The 17,942-nt window shown below is 69.8% G+C and carries 1 protein-coding gene and 1 pseudogene; both read left to right on the forward strand.

All coding sequences use genetic code 11. The annotated features are described in order from the left end of the window. The first annotated feature begins 150 nt into the window (after positions 1 to 150). Positions 151 to 1,473, forward strand: a complete 1,323-nt coding sequence (locus tag ABZ441_RS32315) for an SDR family NAD(P)-dependent oxidoreductase (protein ID WP_358980764.1) — start codon at positions 151 to 153, stop codon at positions 1,471 to 1,473. A 98-nt stretch (positions 1,474 to 1,571) separates the two neighbouring features. Further along, positions 1,572 to 17,936 (forward strand): annotated as a pseudogene (locus ABZ441_RS32320) (type I polyketide synthase); the annotation flags it as partial. Between the last annotated feature and the right edge of the window lie 6 nt (positions 17,937 to 17,942).

The following is a 17,942-nucleotide window of genomic DNA, read 5'->3' on the forward strand; positions in this document are numbered from 1 at the left end:
CTGGGCCGGTTGTGTGGGGTTCTGGCTGGTGGGGGTGGTGAGGATCAGGTTGCGGTGCGGGGTTCGGGTGTGTTCGGGCGTCGTGTGGTGCGTGCACCGGGGACGGGTTCTGGGGTGTCGTCCGGTGTGGTGGTGGGTGGGACGGTGTTGGTGACGGGTGGTTCGGGTGCGTTGGGTGGGCATGTGGCTCGGTGGGTGGTGGGTGAGGGTGCCGGCCGTGTGGTGTTGGTGAGTCGTGGTGGTTCGGCTCCGGTGGAGTTGGTGGGGGAGCTCGAGGGTCTGGGTGCGGAGGTGGTGGTCGCTGCGTGTGACGTGAGTGATCGTCATGCTCTGGCTGGGCTGGTGGCCGAGGTTGAGGCTGTCGGCGGTCCGGTGCGTTCCGTGTTCCACGCGGCCGGTGTCGGTCAGATGACCGGCCTGGTGGGTATGACCGCTGATGAGTTCACGGAGGTGCTCCGTGCGAAGGTGACGGGTGCGGACAATCTGGATGCGGTCTTCGGTGACCGGCCGCTCGATGCGTTCGTGTTGTTCTCCTCGATCAGTGCCGTCTGGGGCAGTGGAGGTCAAGCCGCTTACGCGGCGGCCAACGCGCACCTCGACGGCCTGGCCGAGAGCCGACGGGCCCGTGGGCTGACCGCCACCTCGATCGCCTGGGGCCCCTGGGCAGAGGGCGGAATGGCGGATGGCACGACCGAGGACCTGCACCGGCACGGACTCGTCGCGCTGGCTCCTGCCCAGGCGATCACCGAGCTGCACCAGGCGCTCGCCGAGGACGAGACGACCCTCACGGTTGCCGACGTGGACTGGGAACGCTTCGCTCCCGCCTTCACCGCCCGCCGCCCCAGCCCGCTTCTCAGTGAACTCTCCGACGTACGAGCGGCGCTGACGCAACCCGATGAGGAGGAGGACGCCGGCCCCGGCGACGCTGCGATGCTTCTGCGGAAGCGGCTGTCCTCAGCCACAGAGCCGGAGCGGCACCGCATCGTGCTCGAGCTCGTACGGGGCGAGGCGGCGCGAGTGCTGGGGCATGAGTCGTCCGACGCCGTGAAGCCCCGGCGGGGCTTCGTCGAGCTGGGATTCGACTCGCTCATGGCTGTCGAGGTACGCAACCGACTGGCGTCCCACACCGGTCTCCGCCTACCGACCACGCTCCTCTTCGACTTCACCTCGTCCGCGGCGTTGGCGGAGCACCTGCGCTCGGAGCTCGCACAGGACATGTCGGCGGCGGCCCCGGTCACCTCGGCCATCACCGAGTTGGAGCGCATGCTGTCCGGGTTGTCCACCACGGATGTCGACCGGGACGACATCACCGAGAGGCTCCGAAGCCTGTTGACGGCGTGGGGCGTACCGTCGGCGGCTGTCACGCCGTCGGACACACCCACGCCGACGACCGCCGAGGTGGACCCCGCGCTCGACGCGGCCACGTCGGACGAGATGTTCGACCTCATCCAACGCGAATTCGGCAAGTCCTGAACGGCAGTTGTTGACGCGCGTGCAAATCATGGCTTTCTCAAGGGGCGGTGCTGTTTCCGATGGCGAGTGAAGAGAAACTCCTGGATCACCTGAAGTGGATGACCGCTGAGCTTCGGCAGACGAAGCAGCGGCTCCACGAGGTCGAGACCGAGGCCCAGGAGCCGATCGCCATCGTCGGCATGAGCTGTCGGTTTCCCGGCGATGTCCGCTCGCCCGAGCAACTGTGGCAATTGGTCGCAGACGGGTCGGACGCGATCACGGGCTTCCCGACGGACCGGGGCTGGGACGCGGAAGGGCTCTACCACCCCGACCCGGACCATCCCGGCACGACCTACGCCGACCAGGGCGGCTTCCTGACCTCCGTCGGGGACTTCGATGCCGAGTTCTTCGGGATCTCGCCGCGTGAAGCGCTGGCGATGGATCCGCAGCAGCGCCTGCTCCTCGAAACGGCCTGGGAGGCGCTGGAGCGGGCGGGTATCGACCCGGCCTCGCTGCACGGCAGCAGTACCGGTGTCTTCGTCGGCTCCAACGCCCAGGATTACGCCGGCTTGCTGCACAACGACACGGCGGAGCTGGGTGGTTACCTCGCCATCGGCAACTCCGCGAGCGTCATGTCCGGCCGCATCGCTTATGCCCTCGGTCTCCAGGGGCCCGCAGCGACCGTCGACACGGCGTGCTCGTCGTCGCTGGTGGCCCTGCACTGGGCCGCCCAGGCGTTGCGCCGGGGGGAGTGCTCCATGGCGCTGGTGGGTGGGGCGTCGGTGATGTCCACTCCTGGTGCCTTCCTGGAGTTCTCCCGGCAGCGTGGTCTTGCGTCCGACGGCCGGTGCAAGGCGTTCGCCGAGGCGGCTGACGGCACCGGCTGGGGCGAAGGCATCGGCATGTTGCTGGTCGAGCGGCTCTCGGACGCGCGCCGCAACGGCCACCAGGTCCTTGCCGTCATCCGCGGCTCCGCGATCAACCAGGACGGCGCGAGCAGTGGTCTCACCGTCCCCCACGGGCCGTCGCAGCAGCGGGTGATCCGGCAGGCGCTGGCCGACGCCGGGCTTTCCCCGGCCGACGTGGACGCGGTGGAGGCCCATGGCACGGGTACCCGGCTCGGCGACCCGATCGAGGCCCAGTCCCTGCTGGCGACCTACGGTCAGGATCGCCCTGAGCACCGGCCGCTGCGGCTGGGATCACTGAAGTCGAACATCGGTCACACCGCCGGGGCCGCCGGTGTGGCCGGCGTGATCAAAATGGTGATGGCGATGCGGCACGGTGTGCTGCCGCAGACCCTGCACGTCGACAAGCCCTCATCCCACGTGGAGTGGTCGGGAGGCGTGGAGCTCCTCACCGAGTCGGTGGCCTGGCCCGAGACGGGACATCCGCGGCGGGCGGGCGTCTCCTCGTTCGGAATGAGCGGAACCAACGCACACGTCATCCTGGAGCAGGCCCAGGAAGCGGACGAGCGACTGTCGGCGTCGACCGCTGTGCTCCCGGTCGTTCCATGGGTCCTGTCCGCGAGGTCCGCGCCGGCGCTCGCCGAGCAGGCTGCTCGCCTGCTGGCCCAGCACGAAACGGCCCACGACGCCGTCGACTACGGGTACTCCCTCGCCACGGCCCGGACCGCGATGGACCACCGGGCGGTACTCATCGGCGCCGACGGGGAAAGCCTTCTTCGCCAGGTGGCGGCACTCGCCGACGATCCGCAGGCTGCCGGCGCGGTCACCGCCATGTCAGTCGACCACAATCCGATCGCCGTGCTGTTCTCGGGTCAGGGTGCGCAGCGGTCGGGTATGGGTCGTGAGTTGTACGAGGCGTATCCGGTGTTCGCGGATGCGTTCGACGCGGTGTGTGCGGAGCTGGACCGTCATCTGGAGCAGCCGATCCGGGATGTGGTGTTCGAGGGTGGTGAGCGGCTGGATCAGACGCAGTTCACCCAAGCCGGGCTGTTCGCGCTCGAAGTGGCGTTGTTCCGTCTGGTGTCGGCGTGGGGTGTGAAGCCGGACTATCTGCTGGGGCACTCCATCGGTGAGCTGTCGGCCGCGCACGTGGCGGGTGTGCTGTCGCTGGAGGATGCGGCGAAGCTGGTGGCGGCTCGTGGCCGTCTCATGCAGGCGTTGCCGGCGGGTGGGGCGATGGTGTCGCTCCAGGCGTCGGAGGACGAGGTCCTGCCGCTGCTGACCGATGGTGTATCGATCGCCGCGCTCAACGGGCCTTCCGCCACGGTGATCTCCGGTGACGAGGACGCTGTCCTCGCGATCGCCGGCCACTTCGAGGCGCAGGACCGTAAGACGAAGCGGCTTCGTGTCAGTCACGCGTTCCACTCGACCCGTATGGACGCGATGCTGGAGGAGTTCCGCACGGTCGCGGAGAGTCTGACCTTCCAGTCCCCGCAGATCTCTGTGGTCTCGAACGTGTCCGGCCTGCTGGTGTCGGGCGAGGAGATCTGCTCGGCGGACTACTGGGTGGGCCATGTCCGCGAGGCGGTGCGCTTCGGGGACGGGATGCAGGCTCTTCTGGACCAGGGTGTGACTACGTTCCTGGAACTGGGCCCGGACGGTGTGCTGTCCGCGATGGGGCAGGACTGCGTCGAGGAGGCGACCTTCGTCCCGGTTCTGCGCAAGGACCGCAACGAGGCGACGACGCTCGTCACCGCGCTGGCCGAACTCCACGTACGCGGATCGGCCGTCGACTGGGCGGCGTACTTCGCCGGAACCGGCGCCCGTCGCATCGAGCTGCCGACCTACGCCTTCCAGCGGCAGCGCTACTGGCCGAAGAACACCTGGCACCGGACCGGAGACGTTGCCGGGCTCGGAATGCGCACCGGCGATCACCCGCTCCTCGCCGCCGTGGTCGGCCTGGCTCACACCGATGAGTTCCTGTTCACGGGGCGTCTGTCGCTCCAGACACAGCCCTGGCTCGCCGACCACGCCGTCATGGGTTCGGTGCTGCTCCCCGGCACGGCCTTCGTCGATCTGGCCCTCCACGCGGGCGATCACGTCGGCTGCGAACTGGTGGACGAGCTGACCCTGCAGGCCCCACTGGTGCTCCACGAGTCCGAGGGTGTCCAACTGCAGGTCGTGGTGGGCACTCCCGAGGCCGACGGACGCAGGCCCATCAGCGTGCACTCGCGCCCGGGGGAGGCCGACGGCGAGGAGAACGACTGGACGCAGCACGCCGCCGGCCTGCTCGCCCCGGCGGACGAGTCCGTCGAGTCCGCCGCCGAATCCTCGGTGCGTGACTCCCTGCGAGCCTGGCCGCCCCGCGACGCGACCGAGATCGGTGTCGAAGGGCTGTACGAACGACTCGCTGACCAGGGCTTCGGCTACGGTCCGGCCTTCCAGGGGCTGCAGCGGGTCTGGCGCCGTGGTGAGGAGGTCTTCGCCGAAGTGGCCGTGACCGGCCTCGATGTCGCCGGATTCGGTGTGCACCCAGCGCTGTTGGACTCCGCACTCCACTCCCTCGCGACAGGTGGTCTGCTGGGCGACGCCGGGCCGGAGGACCCTGCGAGCCACGAACGACGCGGCTGGCTGCCGTTCTCATGGAACGGGGTATTTCTCCGCGCCACCGGGTCCACGACGCTGCGGATGCGGATCGCGTCCACGGGGCGCGACAACACGATGTCGCTCGTCCTGGCCGATGCCTCCGGACAACTCGTCGCACGAATAGAGGCATTGACGCTTCGCCAGGTGTCCGCCGAGCAGTTCGACGACCGACGTCGTGCCACCGCGGACTCGATGTTCCAGCTGAGCTGGGTCCAGATCGCCCAGGACGCGCCCTCCCCGGAGCCGGTTGACGGGGAGCACGCGTGGGCCGTACTGACAGCTGAAGGGGCCGGCCCCGGCCTCGACGCCTGCGATGCGTACGCGGACCTGACCGCGTTGAGCGCAGCCCTCGACGCGGGAGTCGCCGCACCGGACGTCGTACTGGTCGACGCCACCGACGGCGCGGCTGACGGTGCCGACGTCCTCGAAGCCGCTCACCGCACCGCGCACCGTACGCTCGGGCTCCTGCAGGAATGGCTGGCCGAACCGCGCCTCGACGAGGCCAGGCTGGTCGTCGTCACCCGAGGCGCGGTCGACACGGGCGGCGACACGCGTGCCGCCGCCGACCTGTCCGCCGCCCCGGTGTGGGGCTTGGTGCGGTCGGCGCAGTCGGAGAACCCGCAGCGGTTCGTCCTGCTGGACCTGGACGGGACGACCGGACCCGACGTCAGCGTCGTACGCCGCGCGATCGACAGCGGCGAGCCGCAGCTGGCCCTACGTGACGGAGCGCTCCACGCACTCCGCTTCGTACGTTCCGGGCAGGACGGCACACTGCTCCCGCCGGTGGACGGCACGGCCTGGCGACTCGACAGCGTGAGCAAGGGGACGCTCGACGGGCTGCGGCTGCTGCCCCACCCGGAAGCGTGCAACGAGCTCGGATCCGGCCAGATACGCGTGGCCGTGCGTGCCGCGGGGCTCAACTTCCGTGACGTCCTGATCGCCCTCGACATGTACCCGGGGCACGCCACGATGGGCATCGAGGGCGCCGGTGTCGTGCTGGAGACCGGCCCCGACGTGACCGGGGTCGTCCCCGGCGACCGTGTGATGGGCCTGCTGAGCGGAGGCTTCGGCCCCACCGCGGTGACCGATCACCGCATGGTCGCGAGGATTCCCGACGGTTGGTCGTTCACCGAGGCCGCCTCGGTGCCCATCGTGTTCCTCACCGCGTACTACGGTCTGGTCGACCTGGCCGCGGTCCAGCCCGGCGAATCGGTCCTCGTGCACGCGGCGGCTGGCGGGGTGGGCATGGCGGCCACACAGCTGGCGCGCCACCTCGGCGCCGAGGTGTTCGGGACGGCCGGTCCGGTCAAGTGGGACACGCTGAGGGAACTCGGACTGCACGACGAGCACATCGCCTCCTCGCGGACGCTGGAGTTCGAGGAGCAGTTCCGCGCCGTCACCGACGGACGGGGCGTCGACGTGGTCCTGGACTCCCTCGCCGGGCCGTTCGTGGACGCCTCGCTGCGCCTGCTTCCCCGTGGTGGACGGTTCGTGGAGATGGGCAAGGCGGACGTGCGCGACCCCGACGCGGTCGCGCAGGCCCACCCCGGGGTCACCTACCAGGCGTTCGACGTCATCCAGGCCGGGCCCGAGCGGATCGGCCGGATGCTGGCCGAGGTGGTCGCGCTGTTCGAAAGCGGGGCGCTGCGTCCGCTTCCGGTGCGGACCTGGGACGTCCGCCGCGCAGCGGAGGCATTCCGCTTCCTCAGCCAGGCCCGCCACATCGGAAAGGTGGTGCTCACCGTTCCGCAGCCGCTCGACCGCGACGGCACCGTGCTGCTCACCGGCGGCACCGGATCGCTCGGCGGTGTACTCGCCCGGCATCTGGTCGCCACGCACGGCGCCCGGCACCTGGTGCTGGCGGGAAGGGGCGGGCCTGACGCGCCGGGCGCGCAGGAGCTCGCCGCCGAACTGACCGAACTCGGCGCCACCACTGTCACTCTGGCCGCATGCGACGTCTCCGACGCCGAGGCACTCGCCGGCCTCCTCGCGTCCATCGACGACGCGCACCCGCTGACCGCCGTGGTCCATGCCGCGGGTGTGCTCGACGACGGCATCATCTCCTCACTCACCGACGACCGCCTGGACGCGGTCATGGGGCCCAAGGCGGATGCAGCCTGGCATCTGCACCGGCTGACCCGGGATCTGGACCTCTCGGTGTTCGCACTGTTCTCCTCCACCTCCGGACTGCTGGGAGCGCCGGGCCAAGGGAACTACGCGGCCGCGAACGTCTTCCTCGACTCGCTGGCCCAGGCCAGACGGAGGCAGGGTCTCGCGGCGACTTCCCTCGCCTGGGGCCCGTGGGAACAGGCCGGTGGCATGATCGACCGGCTCCGCGGGGCGAGCGCGGGCCGCAGCACCAGGGGCGGACTGTTCACGCTGTCGGCGCAGGAGGGTGTGGCTCTGTTCGACGCCGCACTCGCCGTCGACGAAGCCGTGGTCGTACCGGTGAAGCTGGACGCGACCTTCCTGCGCGGCAGGGCGGATGAGCCGTCCCTGTTCAAGGGGCTGGGACTCGGCGGACGCAGGTCCAACAGGCGCAGCGTGGCTTCGGCGGCCGTCGAGGCCTCCACGCTCACCGAGCGGCTGAGGGGACTGGACGAGTCGGAGCAGACACAGACGCTCGTGGAACTCGTCAGTGCCCGAGCCGCCGCTGTTCTCGGACACTCGGACGCGGACGCCGTACGCCCCGGCCGGGCGTTCAAGGAGCTCGGCTTCGACTCGCTCACCGCCGTCGAGCTGCGCAACCGCCTGGGTGCGGCGACCGGACTACGGCTTCCCGCATCGCTGATCTTCGACTACCCGACCCCGGCCCTGATGGCCGCCCACCTGCACAGCGTGCTGGTCGAGACCCCCGGATCACCCGCATCCGCCGAATCCGCCGTACGGGCCGGAGCGGCGGACACCGACGAGCCGGTCGCGATCGTGGCCATGAGCTGCCGCTACCCCGGCGGCGTCAACTCCCCCGAGGACCTCTGGGACCTTGTCGCCACCGGCACCGACGGGATCTCCGGCTTCCCCACCGACCGGGGCTGGCGGCTGCCGTCGCCCGACGACGGCTCCGACCTGCCCCACGAAGGCGGGTTCGTCCACGACGCGGGCGAGTTCGACGCCGCCTTCTTCGGGATCTCACCGCGTGAGGCGCTGGCGATGGATCCGCAGCAGCGGCTGCTGCTCGAGGCGGCCTGGGAGGCGTTCGAGCGGGCAGGCATCGCTCCCGCATCCGTACGCGGCAGTCGTACCGGCGTCTTCGCCGGTACGTCCTCCACCGGATACGCCACATCGCTCGCCCAACTCCCCGAGGGCGTCGCCGGACACGTACTGACCGGAACCGCAGGCAGCGTCGTCTCCGGGCGGGTGGCGTACACCTTCGGCCTGGAAGGACCCGCCGTGTCGGTCGACACGGCGTGCTCCTCCTCGCTGGTGGCGCTGCACCTGGCCATGCAGGCGCTGCGGTCGGGCGAATGCTCCATGGCACTGGCGGGTGGCGCCATGATCATGGCCGACGAAGGAATCTTCGCCGAGTTCGGCGGGCACGGCGGCCTCGCCGTGAACGCCCGCTGCAAGGCCTTCTCCGACGACGCCGACGGCACCGCGTGGTCCGAGGGTGTGGGCCTGCTGCTCCTCGAACGGCTCTCGGACGCTCGGCGCAACGGCCATCAGGTCCTGGCGGTGGTGCGGGGCTCGGCGGTCAACCAGGACGGTGCGTCGAACGGTCTGACGGCGCCGAACGGTCCCTCGCAGCAGCGGGTCATCCGCCAGGCCCTGGCCAATGCCGGTGTCTCGCCGGCACAGGTCGACGCCGTGGAGGCACACGGCACGGGGACCCGGCTGGGCGACCCGATCGAGGCGCAGGCACTGCTGGCGACGTACGGGCAGGGCCGGCCGGCCGACCGTCCGCTCTTCCTGGGCTCGCTGAAGTCGAACATCGGCCACGCACAGGCTGCCGCAGGTGTGGCCGGCGTCATCAAGATGGTGATGGCGATGCGGCACGGTGTGCTTCCCCGGACCCTGCACCTCGACAAGCCTTCCTCCCAAGTCGACTGGTCCGCGGGAGCTGTTGAGCTCCTGACCCGGCCGGTGGCGTGGCCGGAGAAGGACGAGCCGCGCCGGGCGGGTGTGTCGTCGTTCGGGATCAGTGGTACGAACGCGCACGTCATTCTTGAGCAGGCGCCGGACGACGAAACTGCTGTGGGGGCCGGACTTCCGGCCGATGCGGTGCTGCCGTTCGTACTGTCCGGGAAGTCGCCCGACGCCGTGGCGGAGCAGGCGGCCCTGCTGGCCGGTCTGCTGGACCGGGAGCCCGGTCTCGCCCTGGGGGACGCCGCTTGGTCGTTGGCCACCACCCGTACGAGGTTCACGCATCGTGCGGTACTGGTTGCCGGCGATACCGAGGAGCTCAGGTCGGGCCTGGAGGCCCTGGTGGAGGGGCGGTCGGGGCCGGGTGTGGTGCGGGGTGTCGCTGATGGTGTGGTGCGTCCGGTGTTCGTGTTTCCGGGGCAGGGGTCGCAGTGGGTGGGTATGGCTGCGGGGCTGATGGAGTCCTCGGTCGTGTTCGGGGAGCGGATGCGGGAGTGTGCGGCGGCGTTGTCGGTGCATACGGACTGGTCGTTGCTGGATGTGTTGCGTGGTGAGCCGGGTGCTCCTGGTTTCGGTCGGGTTGATGTGGTGCAGCCGGTGTTGTGGGCGGTGATGGTGTCGTTGGCCGAGGTGTGGCGTGCTGCTGGTGTGGTGCCTGCTGCGGTGATGGGGCATTCGCAGGGTGAGATCGCTGCTGCGTGTGTGGCGGGTGGGCTGTCCTTGGAGGACGGTGCGCGGGTGGTGGCGTTGCGGAGCCGCGCGATCGTGGAGCTGTCGGGTCTGGGCGGCATGGTGTCCGTCGCGGAGCCGGTGGAGCTGCTTCGTGAGCGGCTGGTCGCGTGGGAGGGCCGGCTTTCGGTCGCGGCGGTGAACGGTCCGTCCTCGGTGGTCGTCAGCGGTGACGGTGACGCCCTGGAGGAGTTGCTTCTTGCGTGCAAGGCGGATGAGGTGCGTTGCAAGCGCATCGATGTGGATTACGCGTCGCACAGCGCGCACGTGGAACGCATCCATGACCGGTTGCTGGAGGTGCTGGCGGATCTGTCTCCGCGTACGTCGGAGGTGCCGTTGTATTCGACGGTGACGGGTGAGTTGCTGGACACGGCGGGGATGGACGGCGAGTACTGGTACACCAACCTGCGCCGGACCGTCCTGCTGGAGAAGACGACCCGGGCGCTGCTGACTTCGGGGCACGGTGTGTTCGTCGAGGTCAGCCCGCACCCGGTGCTCACCATGGGTCTGCAGGAGACGTTCGCCGCCGTCGGTAGTGATGCGGTGGCGTTGGGGACGTTGCGGCGGGACGAGGACGAGGCCCGGCGTCTCATGACGTCGCTGGCCGAGGCCCATGCGCACGGAGCCGAGCTCGACTGGCGGGTCCTGTTCGAGGGTGCCGACGCCCAGCGTGTCGACCTGCCGACGTACCCCTTCCAGCGTCAGCACTACTGGCTCAAGTCAGCCGCCGGACAGGTCCACGACATCTCGGCGACCGGAATCCAGCCCGGAGGGCACGCCCTGCTCTCCGGGGCGATCCGGCTGGCCGACTCCGACGGTGTGGTGCTGACGGGCAGGTTGTCGGTCGACACACACCCCTGGCTCGCCGATCACGTCGTTCTGGGCTCGGTTCTGCTTCCGGGAACGGCCTTCGTCGACCTGGCTCTGCACGCCGTCGACCAGGTCGGCTGTGAGCTGCTGGACGAGCTCACGATCGAGGCACCGCTGGTCGTCCCGGACGCGGGCGCGGTCGTGATCCAGGTGACGGTGACCCTGCCGGACCGGTCGGGCCGCAGCACCGTACGCATCCACGCGGCACCTGCCGGAGCACCGGAGGACGTCTGGACCCTGCACGCATCCGGCACGGCGACGTGCGGGGAAGTGCCGGCTGCGGACAGTCTGGGCGAGTGGCCGCCGACCGGTGCCCGGAGGCTCGCCGTGGACACCCTCTACGAGTCGCTCGCCGAGGCCGGCTACGGATACGGACCCTTGTTCCAAGGGCTTCGGGCTGCGTGGCGGCAAGGCGACGACGTGTACGCGGAGGTGTCCCTGCCGGAAGAGGCGGACGTCGAGGGCTTCGGGGTTCACCCCGCTCTGCTGGACGCCGCCCTGCACGCGCTGGGCTGGTCGACACCCCGTGACGCCGGAGGCGAACCGGGCGCCGTCGAGCTGCCGTTCGCCTGGAGCGGGGTCTCGCTCGGCGCGGTCGGCGCGCGTGCGCTGAGGGTCCGGATCCGGCGCGCGCGGTCGGGAGTCTCCTTGCTGCTGGCCGACGGAACGGGATGCCCGGTCGCCTCCGTCGAGACGCTCGCACTCCGGCCCATCAGGCCGGAACAGCTGAAACCTTCGGAGTATGCACTCGGTGACGCGATGTTCCGGGTCGAGTGGGCGGCGAAGCCGATGGGCTCCGTGATGCCGACGGATTCCTCCGATGCCCTCCCCGCAGTCGCCCGCTACGCCGACCTTGCCTCCCTGGACGCGGCACCGGACGCGATGGCGGTGTCATTCGCGGACGCGGGCCACGAATGCGTCGACGCGGCGTCCCGGGCTCACGAGATCGCGCGTCAGGCAATGGAGTTGACGCAGAAGTGGCTCGCAGATGAGCGATGCGCCGATGCCCGCCTGGTGGTGATGACTTCAGGGGCTGTGGCTTGTGGCGTCGGCGCTGTGCCGGATCCGGCGCAGGCTGCTGTCTGGGGTCTGGTGCGTGCGGCTGAGACGGAGAATCCGGGTCGGTTCGTGCTGGTCGATGTCGAGGGGGTCGATGAGTCGGTTCTGTCGGCTGTGGTGGCTTCGGGTGAGCCGCAGGTGGCGGTGCGTGGTGGTGAGGTGTTCGTGCCGAGGTTGGCGCGGGTGTCTGTTGGTGGTGGGAGTGCTCCGGATGCCGACTCCAACTCTGTGGGCACGGTGTTGGTGACGGGTGCCAGTGGTGTGCTGGGTGGGTTGGTGGCGCGTCATCTGGTGGTGGAGCGTGGGGTTCGGCATCTGTTGCTGGTGAGCCGTAGGGGTGGGGATGCCCCGGGGGCGGCTGGTCTTGTCGCGGAGTTGGAGGATCTGGGTGCGCGGGCTGGTTTCGTGGCGTGTGATGTGGCGGATCGTGCCGCGTTGGCCGTGGTGCTGGACGGTGTCGCTGCTGAGCATCCGTTGATGGGTGTGGTGCATACGGCGGGTGTGCTGGACGACGGTGTGGTGTCGTCGTTGACGCCGGAGCGGCTTGCTGCGGTGTTGCGGCCGAAGGTCGATGCGGCGTGGAATCTGCACGAGTTGACGTGTGGCATGGGTTTGTCGATGTTCACGTTGTTCTCGTCGGCGGCGGGTGTGTTCGGTGGTGCGGGTCAGGCGAACTACGCCGCGGCGAACGCGTTCCTCGACGCGCTGGCGGAGGTGCGGCGGGCGGAAGGGCTTGCGGGGCAGTCGCTGGCCTGGGGTCTGTGGGCTCAGTCGAGTGAGATGACGGGTCAGCTCGGTGCGGATGATCTGCGGCGGATGGCCCGGGGTGGTCTGCTTCCGTTGTCCTCGGCGCAGGGACTCGAACTGCTCGACATGGCAAGCGCGTTGCCCGGTGAGGCTGCGCTGGTACCCATCCGGGTGGATACGGCCGCTCTACGACTGCGTCCGGAGATGGCTCCGCTGATGCTGCGGGGTCTTGTCCGGGTGTCGAACCGACGGCAGGCCGACACCGGCACCGACCGTGCGCAGTCCTTCGCGCGCACCCTTCTCGGACTGGAGCCGGCCGAACAGGAGGCGCGCGTCCTCGAACTCGTACGCATCGAAGTCGCCTCCACCCTGGGCCACGGCTCGAGCGAGGCGATCAAGCCTCGGCAGGCGTTCACCGATCTGGGCTTCGACTCGCTGACCGCTGTGGATCTGCGTAACCGGCTCAACGCGGTCATGGGACTACGGCTGCCGGCGACCCTCGTCTTCGACTATCCGACCCCCGCGACGCTGGCGGACTACATTCGGGCGGAGATCCTCGGTACGCACAGTGAGCCGACCGCGGCTGCCGGAACGACCGGTACAATTGCGGACGATCCGATCGTGATCATCGGTATGAGCTGCCGCTACCCCGGCGGAGTGTCCGGGCCGAAGGACCTGTGGCACCTGCTCTCCACCGCCGGTGACGCGGTCACGGGCATCCCGGCCGACCGGGGCTGGGACGTGGACGGGCTGTTCGACCCGGACCCGGACAGGCCCGGTACGTCGTACACCCGCGAGGGCGGGTTCCTGCACGACGCCACACACTTCGACGCGGAGTTCTTCGGGATCTCGCCGCGCGAGGCGGTGGCGATGGACCCGCAGCAGAGGCTGCTCCTGGAGGCCTCATGGGAAGCGGTGGAGTCGGCGGACATCGATCCCGCCTCCCTGCGTGGCAGCAGGACCGGCGTCTTCGCAGGCCTCATGTACCACGACTTCGCGGCGTACGCCGCAGCGTCCGCCGAGAGCCTCGAAGGGCACCTCACCACGGGCACCGCGGGAAGTGTCGCTTCGGGGCGGGTGTCGTACACCTTGGGCCTGGAGGGTCCTGCGGTGACGGTGGATACGGCGTGTTCGTCGTCGTTGGTGGCGTTGCACTGGGCGATTCAGGCGTTGCGGTCGGGTGAGTGCTCGATGGCTCTGGCCGGCGGTGTGACGGTGATGGCTACCCCTGGCACGTTCGTCGAGTTCTCCCGCCAGCGAGCTCTCGCGGTGGACGGCCGCTGCAAGTCCTTCGCGGCCGGTGCCGACGGCACCGGCTGGGGCGAGGGTGTCGGCATGCTGCTGGTGGAGCGGTTGTCGGACGCGCGGCGCAACGGGCACAGGGTGCTGGCGGTCGTACGTGGCTCGGCGGTGAATCAGGATGGTGCGTCGAACGGTCTGACGGCGCCGAACGGTCCGTCGCAGCAGCGGGTGATCCGGCAGGCTCTGGCCAATGCCGGTCTGTCGGCTTCGCAGGTGGATGCGGTGGAGGCGCACGGGACCGGTACCAAGCTGGGTGACCCGATCGAGGCGCAGGCGCTGTTGGCGACGTACGGGCAGGAGCGTGCGAAGGATCGGCCGCTGCTGCTCGGGTCCATCAAGTCGAACATCGGTCACACACAGGCTGCGGCGGGTGTCGCCGGGATCATCAAGATGGTTCTCGCGATGCGGCACGGTGTCCTGCCTCAGACCCTGCACGTCGACGCGCCGACACCTCAGGTGGACTGGTCGGCGGGTGCGGTGGAGTTGCTGACGGAGTCGGTGGCGTGGCCGGAGTCGGGCGAGGCCAGGCGGGCGGCGGTGTCGTCGTTCGGGATCAGTGGTACGAACGCGCACGTCATTCTTGAGCAGGCGCCGGACGACGAAGTTGTCGTGGGGGCCGGGCTTCCGGCCGATGTCGTGTTGCCGTTCGTGCTGTCCGGGAAGTCGGATGGGGCGTTGCGGGACCAGGCGGCGCGTCTGGCGGAGTCGTTGGCGGGCACGCCGGGTGTTCCGGTGCGGGATCTCGCGCACGCGCTGGCGATGGGACGGTCGCGCTTCGAGCACCGTGCGGTGGTCGTGGCCGCAGGTGCCGATGAGCTCGGTTCGGCTCTGGGCGCCCTGGTGGAGGGGCGGTCGGGGCCGGGTGTGGTGCGGGGTGTCGCTGATGGTGTGGTGCGTCCGGTGTTCGTGTTTCCGGGGCAGGGGTCGCAGTGGGTGGGTATGGCTGCGGGGTTGATGGAGTCCTCGGATGTGTTCGGGGAGCGGATGCGGGAGTGTGCGGCGGCGTTGTCGGTGCATACGGACTGGTCGTTGTTGGATGTGTTGCGTGGTGAGTCGGGTGCTCCTGGGTTTGGCCGGGTTGATGTGGTGCAGCCGGTGTTGTGGGCGGTGATGGTGTCGTTGGCTGAGGTGTGGCGTGCTGCTGGTGTGGTGCCTGCTGCGGTGTTGGGGCATTCGCAGGGTGAGATCGCTGCGGCGTGTGTGGCGGGTGGGCTGTCCTTGGAGGACGGTGCGCGGGTGGTGGCGTTGCGCAGCCGGGCGATCGTGGAGCTGTCGGGTCTGGGCGGCATGGTGTCCGTCGCGGAGCCGGTGGAGCTGCTTCGTGAGCGGCTGGTCAAGTGGGAGGGCCGGCTTTCGGTCGCGGCGGTGAACGGTCCGTCGTCGGTGGTCGTCAGTGGTGACGGTGACGCGCTGGACGAGCTGCTGCTTGCGTGCAAGGCGGATGAGGTTCGTTGCAAGCGCATCGATGTGGACTACGCCTCGCACAGTGCGCACGTGGAACGCATCCATGACCGGCTGTTGGAGGTGCTGGCGGATCTGTCTCCGCGTACGTCGGAGGTGCCGTTGTATTCGACGGTGACGGGTGAGTTGCTGGACACGGCGGGGATGGACGGTGAGTACTGGTACACCAACCTGCGCCGGACGGTGCGTCTGGAGGAGACGACGAGGGCTCTGCTGGACGCGGGGCATCGTGTGTTCGTGGAGGTCAGTCCGCATCCGGTGCTTCAGCTCGGTCTGCAGGAGACGTTCGAGGCGGCCGGTAGTGACGCGGTGGCGTTGGGGACGTTGCGGCGGGACGAGGACGAGGCCCGGCGCTTCATGACGTCGCTGGCCGAGGCACACGTCAACGGCGTCGAGCTCGACTGGAAGACCTTGTTCGGCGGTCAGGTTCCCGCGCATGTCGATTTGCCGACCTATGCCTTCCAGCGGCGGCATTACTGGCCGGAAGCCCTGGCCGCCCCGGCTGTGGGTGTCGTGGACCCGGTCGACGCCCAGTTCTGGGACGCCGTCGAGGGCGAGAACCTGGACGCCCTCATGCGCACCCTCGGAGGGACGCAGAGCGAGGCGGCCCTGCAGACGGTCCTGCCCGCACTCGCGGCCTGGCGACGTGAACGCCGCAACGGGTCCACGATCGACGGCTGGCGCTATCGCATCGACTGGACCCCGCTGGCCAAGGCGAAGTCCCCGAGCCTTTCCGGACAGTGGATCGTGTTGATCCCGGAGGCGCTGCGCGATGACGCGACGGTCCTTGCCTGTGACGCGGCTCTGACGCAGAACGGGGCGCGAGTATCGGCCTTGGTGGTGCCTGCGGGCGAATCCGACCGGGACGCGCTCGCCGGGAGCATCCGCCAACTCCTCGACCTGGGCGACAGCGAGGTGGCCGGCGTGCTGTCGTTCCTCGGGGCCGACGAAACCCCTGACCCCGTACACGCTGCGGTGCCCTCCGCCGTGACATCGACACTGGCTCTGGTGCAGGCGCTCGACGCCGTGGAGGTCCAGGCACCCCTCTGGTGCGCCACCAAGGGGGCCGTGCAGGTCAGCGATTCCACCGACCGCACCGTCAGCGTCGCCCAGGCGCAGGTGTGGGGGATGGGGCGGGTCGTCGGACTGGAACGGCCCGGCAACTGGGGCGGCCTGATCGACCTGCCGGCCGAAGGGGTCGACACACGTATCACCGACAGCCTGTGCGGCATCCTGTCCGACGCGGCCGGTGAGGATCAGGTAGCTGTGCGCCCGGCGGGCGTCTTCGGCCGCCGGTTGGTGCGGGCCCCCCTGAACGGAGCGGACTCCGCCACCCCCTGGAACGCCGAAGGCACCGTGCTGATCACGGGAGGTACGGGTGCCCTGGGCGGGCATGTGGCCAGGTGGCTGGCCGGGCGGGGCGCGGAGCGGCTCGTCCTCACCAGCCGTCGCGGCATTGCCGCGCCGGGCGCGGCAGAACTCGAGGCAGAGCTGACTGCTCTGGGCACCAAGGTCTCCGTTGTCGCCTGCGACGTCTCCGACCGGGCTCAGGTGGCCGAGCTGGTCGAACGGCTCAGTCAGGAGGGCAGCCCCGTCCGCAGCGTCATCCACACCGCCGGGATCAGCGACAGCGTCGCTCTGGCCGACACCGAGCCGGCTGCGTTCGCCGAGGTGCTCTCCGGTAAGACGGCCGGCGCCGCCCACCTGGACGAACTCCTCGGCGGAACGCTGGACGCGTTCGTCATGTTCTCGTCGATCGCAGGGGTCTGGGGCAGTGCGCGCCAGGCCGCGTACGCGACCGCGAACGCTGCACTCGACGCGCTGGCGATCCGTCGCCGCGCCCAGGGCTGGTCGGCCACGTCGGTGGCCTGGGGACAGTGGGCGGACAGCGGAATGGCCGCAGGCGACACCGGTGAGCAGCTGACCAGGCTCGGGCTGGCGCCGATGGAGCCCGGCCTGGCGGTCGCCGCGCTCCAGCGCGCGATCGAGCACGACGAAGCGCCGATCGTCACGGTGGACGTGGACTGGCCGCGGTTCGCCACGGCGTTCACGACCCTGCGGCAGAGCCCGCTCATCGGCGGCCTGCCCGAAGTGAGGGCCGCGCTCACGAGCCCCGAAGAGACCGCGGAGCCCGACGGCGCGGGCACGGCCGATGCGCTGACCCAGCGCATGCTGGACCTCTCGGGACCGGAGCAGGATCATCTGCTGCTGGAACTCGTGCAGGAGCGGGCGGCCACCGTGCTGCGGCTCGACACACCGAACGCGGTACGCCCCGACCGGGCCTTCCGCAACCTCGGATTCGACTCGCTGACCGCAGTGGAGCTGCGCAACCAGCTCGCGGAGGCGACCGGCCTGCGGCTGCCGGCCGCGCTGGTCTTCGACCACCCCACGCCCGCCGCCCTCATCACCTACCTCCGGGGCAAGCTGCTTCCGGAGGACGGCCGGGCCGGTGGTGAGGGCTCCGCCGCGTACGGCGACGTGGACGAGGCCGTGGTGCGCAGTGCACTGGCCACCGTGCCGCTGGACCGGCTCAGGGCAGCCGGACTGCTGGACACCTTGATGACGCTCGCGGACGAACACGGCGGAGCGCAGGCTTCCCCGCCCGCGGGTGACGACAACGACTCGATCGACGAGATGGACGCCGAGAGCCTGATCCAAATGGCTCTGGGCAACGGCGATTCCTGATGATGC

Origin of the sequence: Streptomyces sp. NPDC005752 (assembly GCF_040630715.1) — a bacterium.
Lineage (GTDB): Bacteria > Actinomycetota > Actinomycetes > Streptomycetales > Streptomycetaceae > Streptomyces.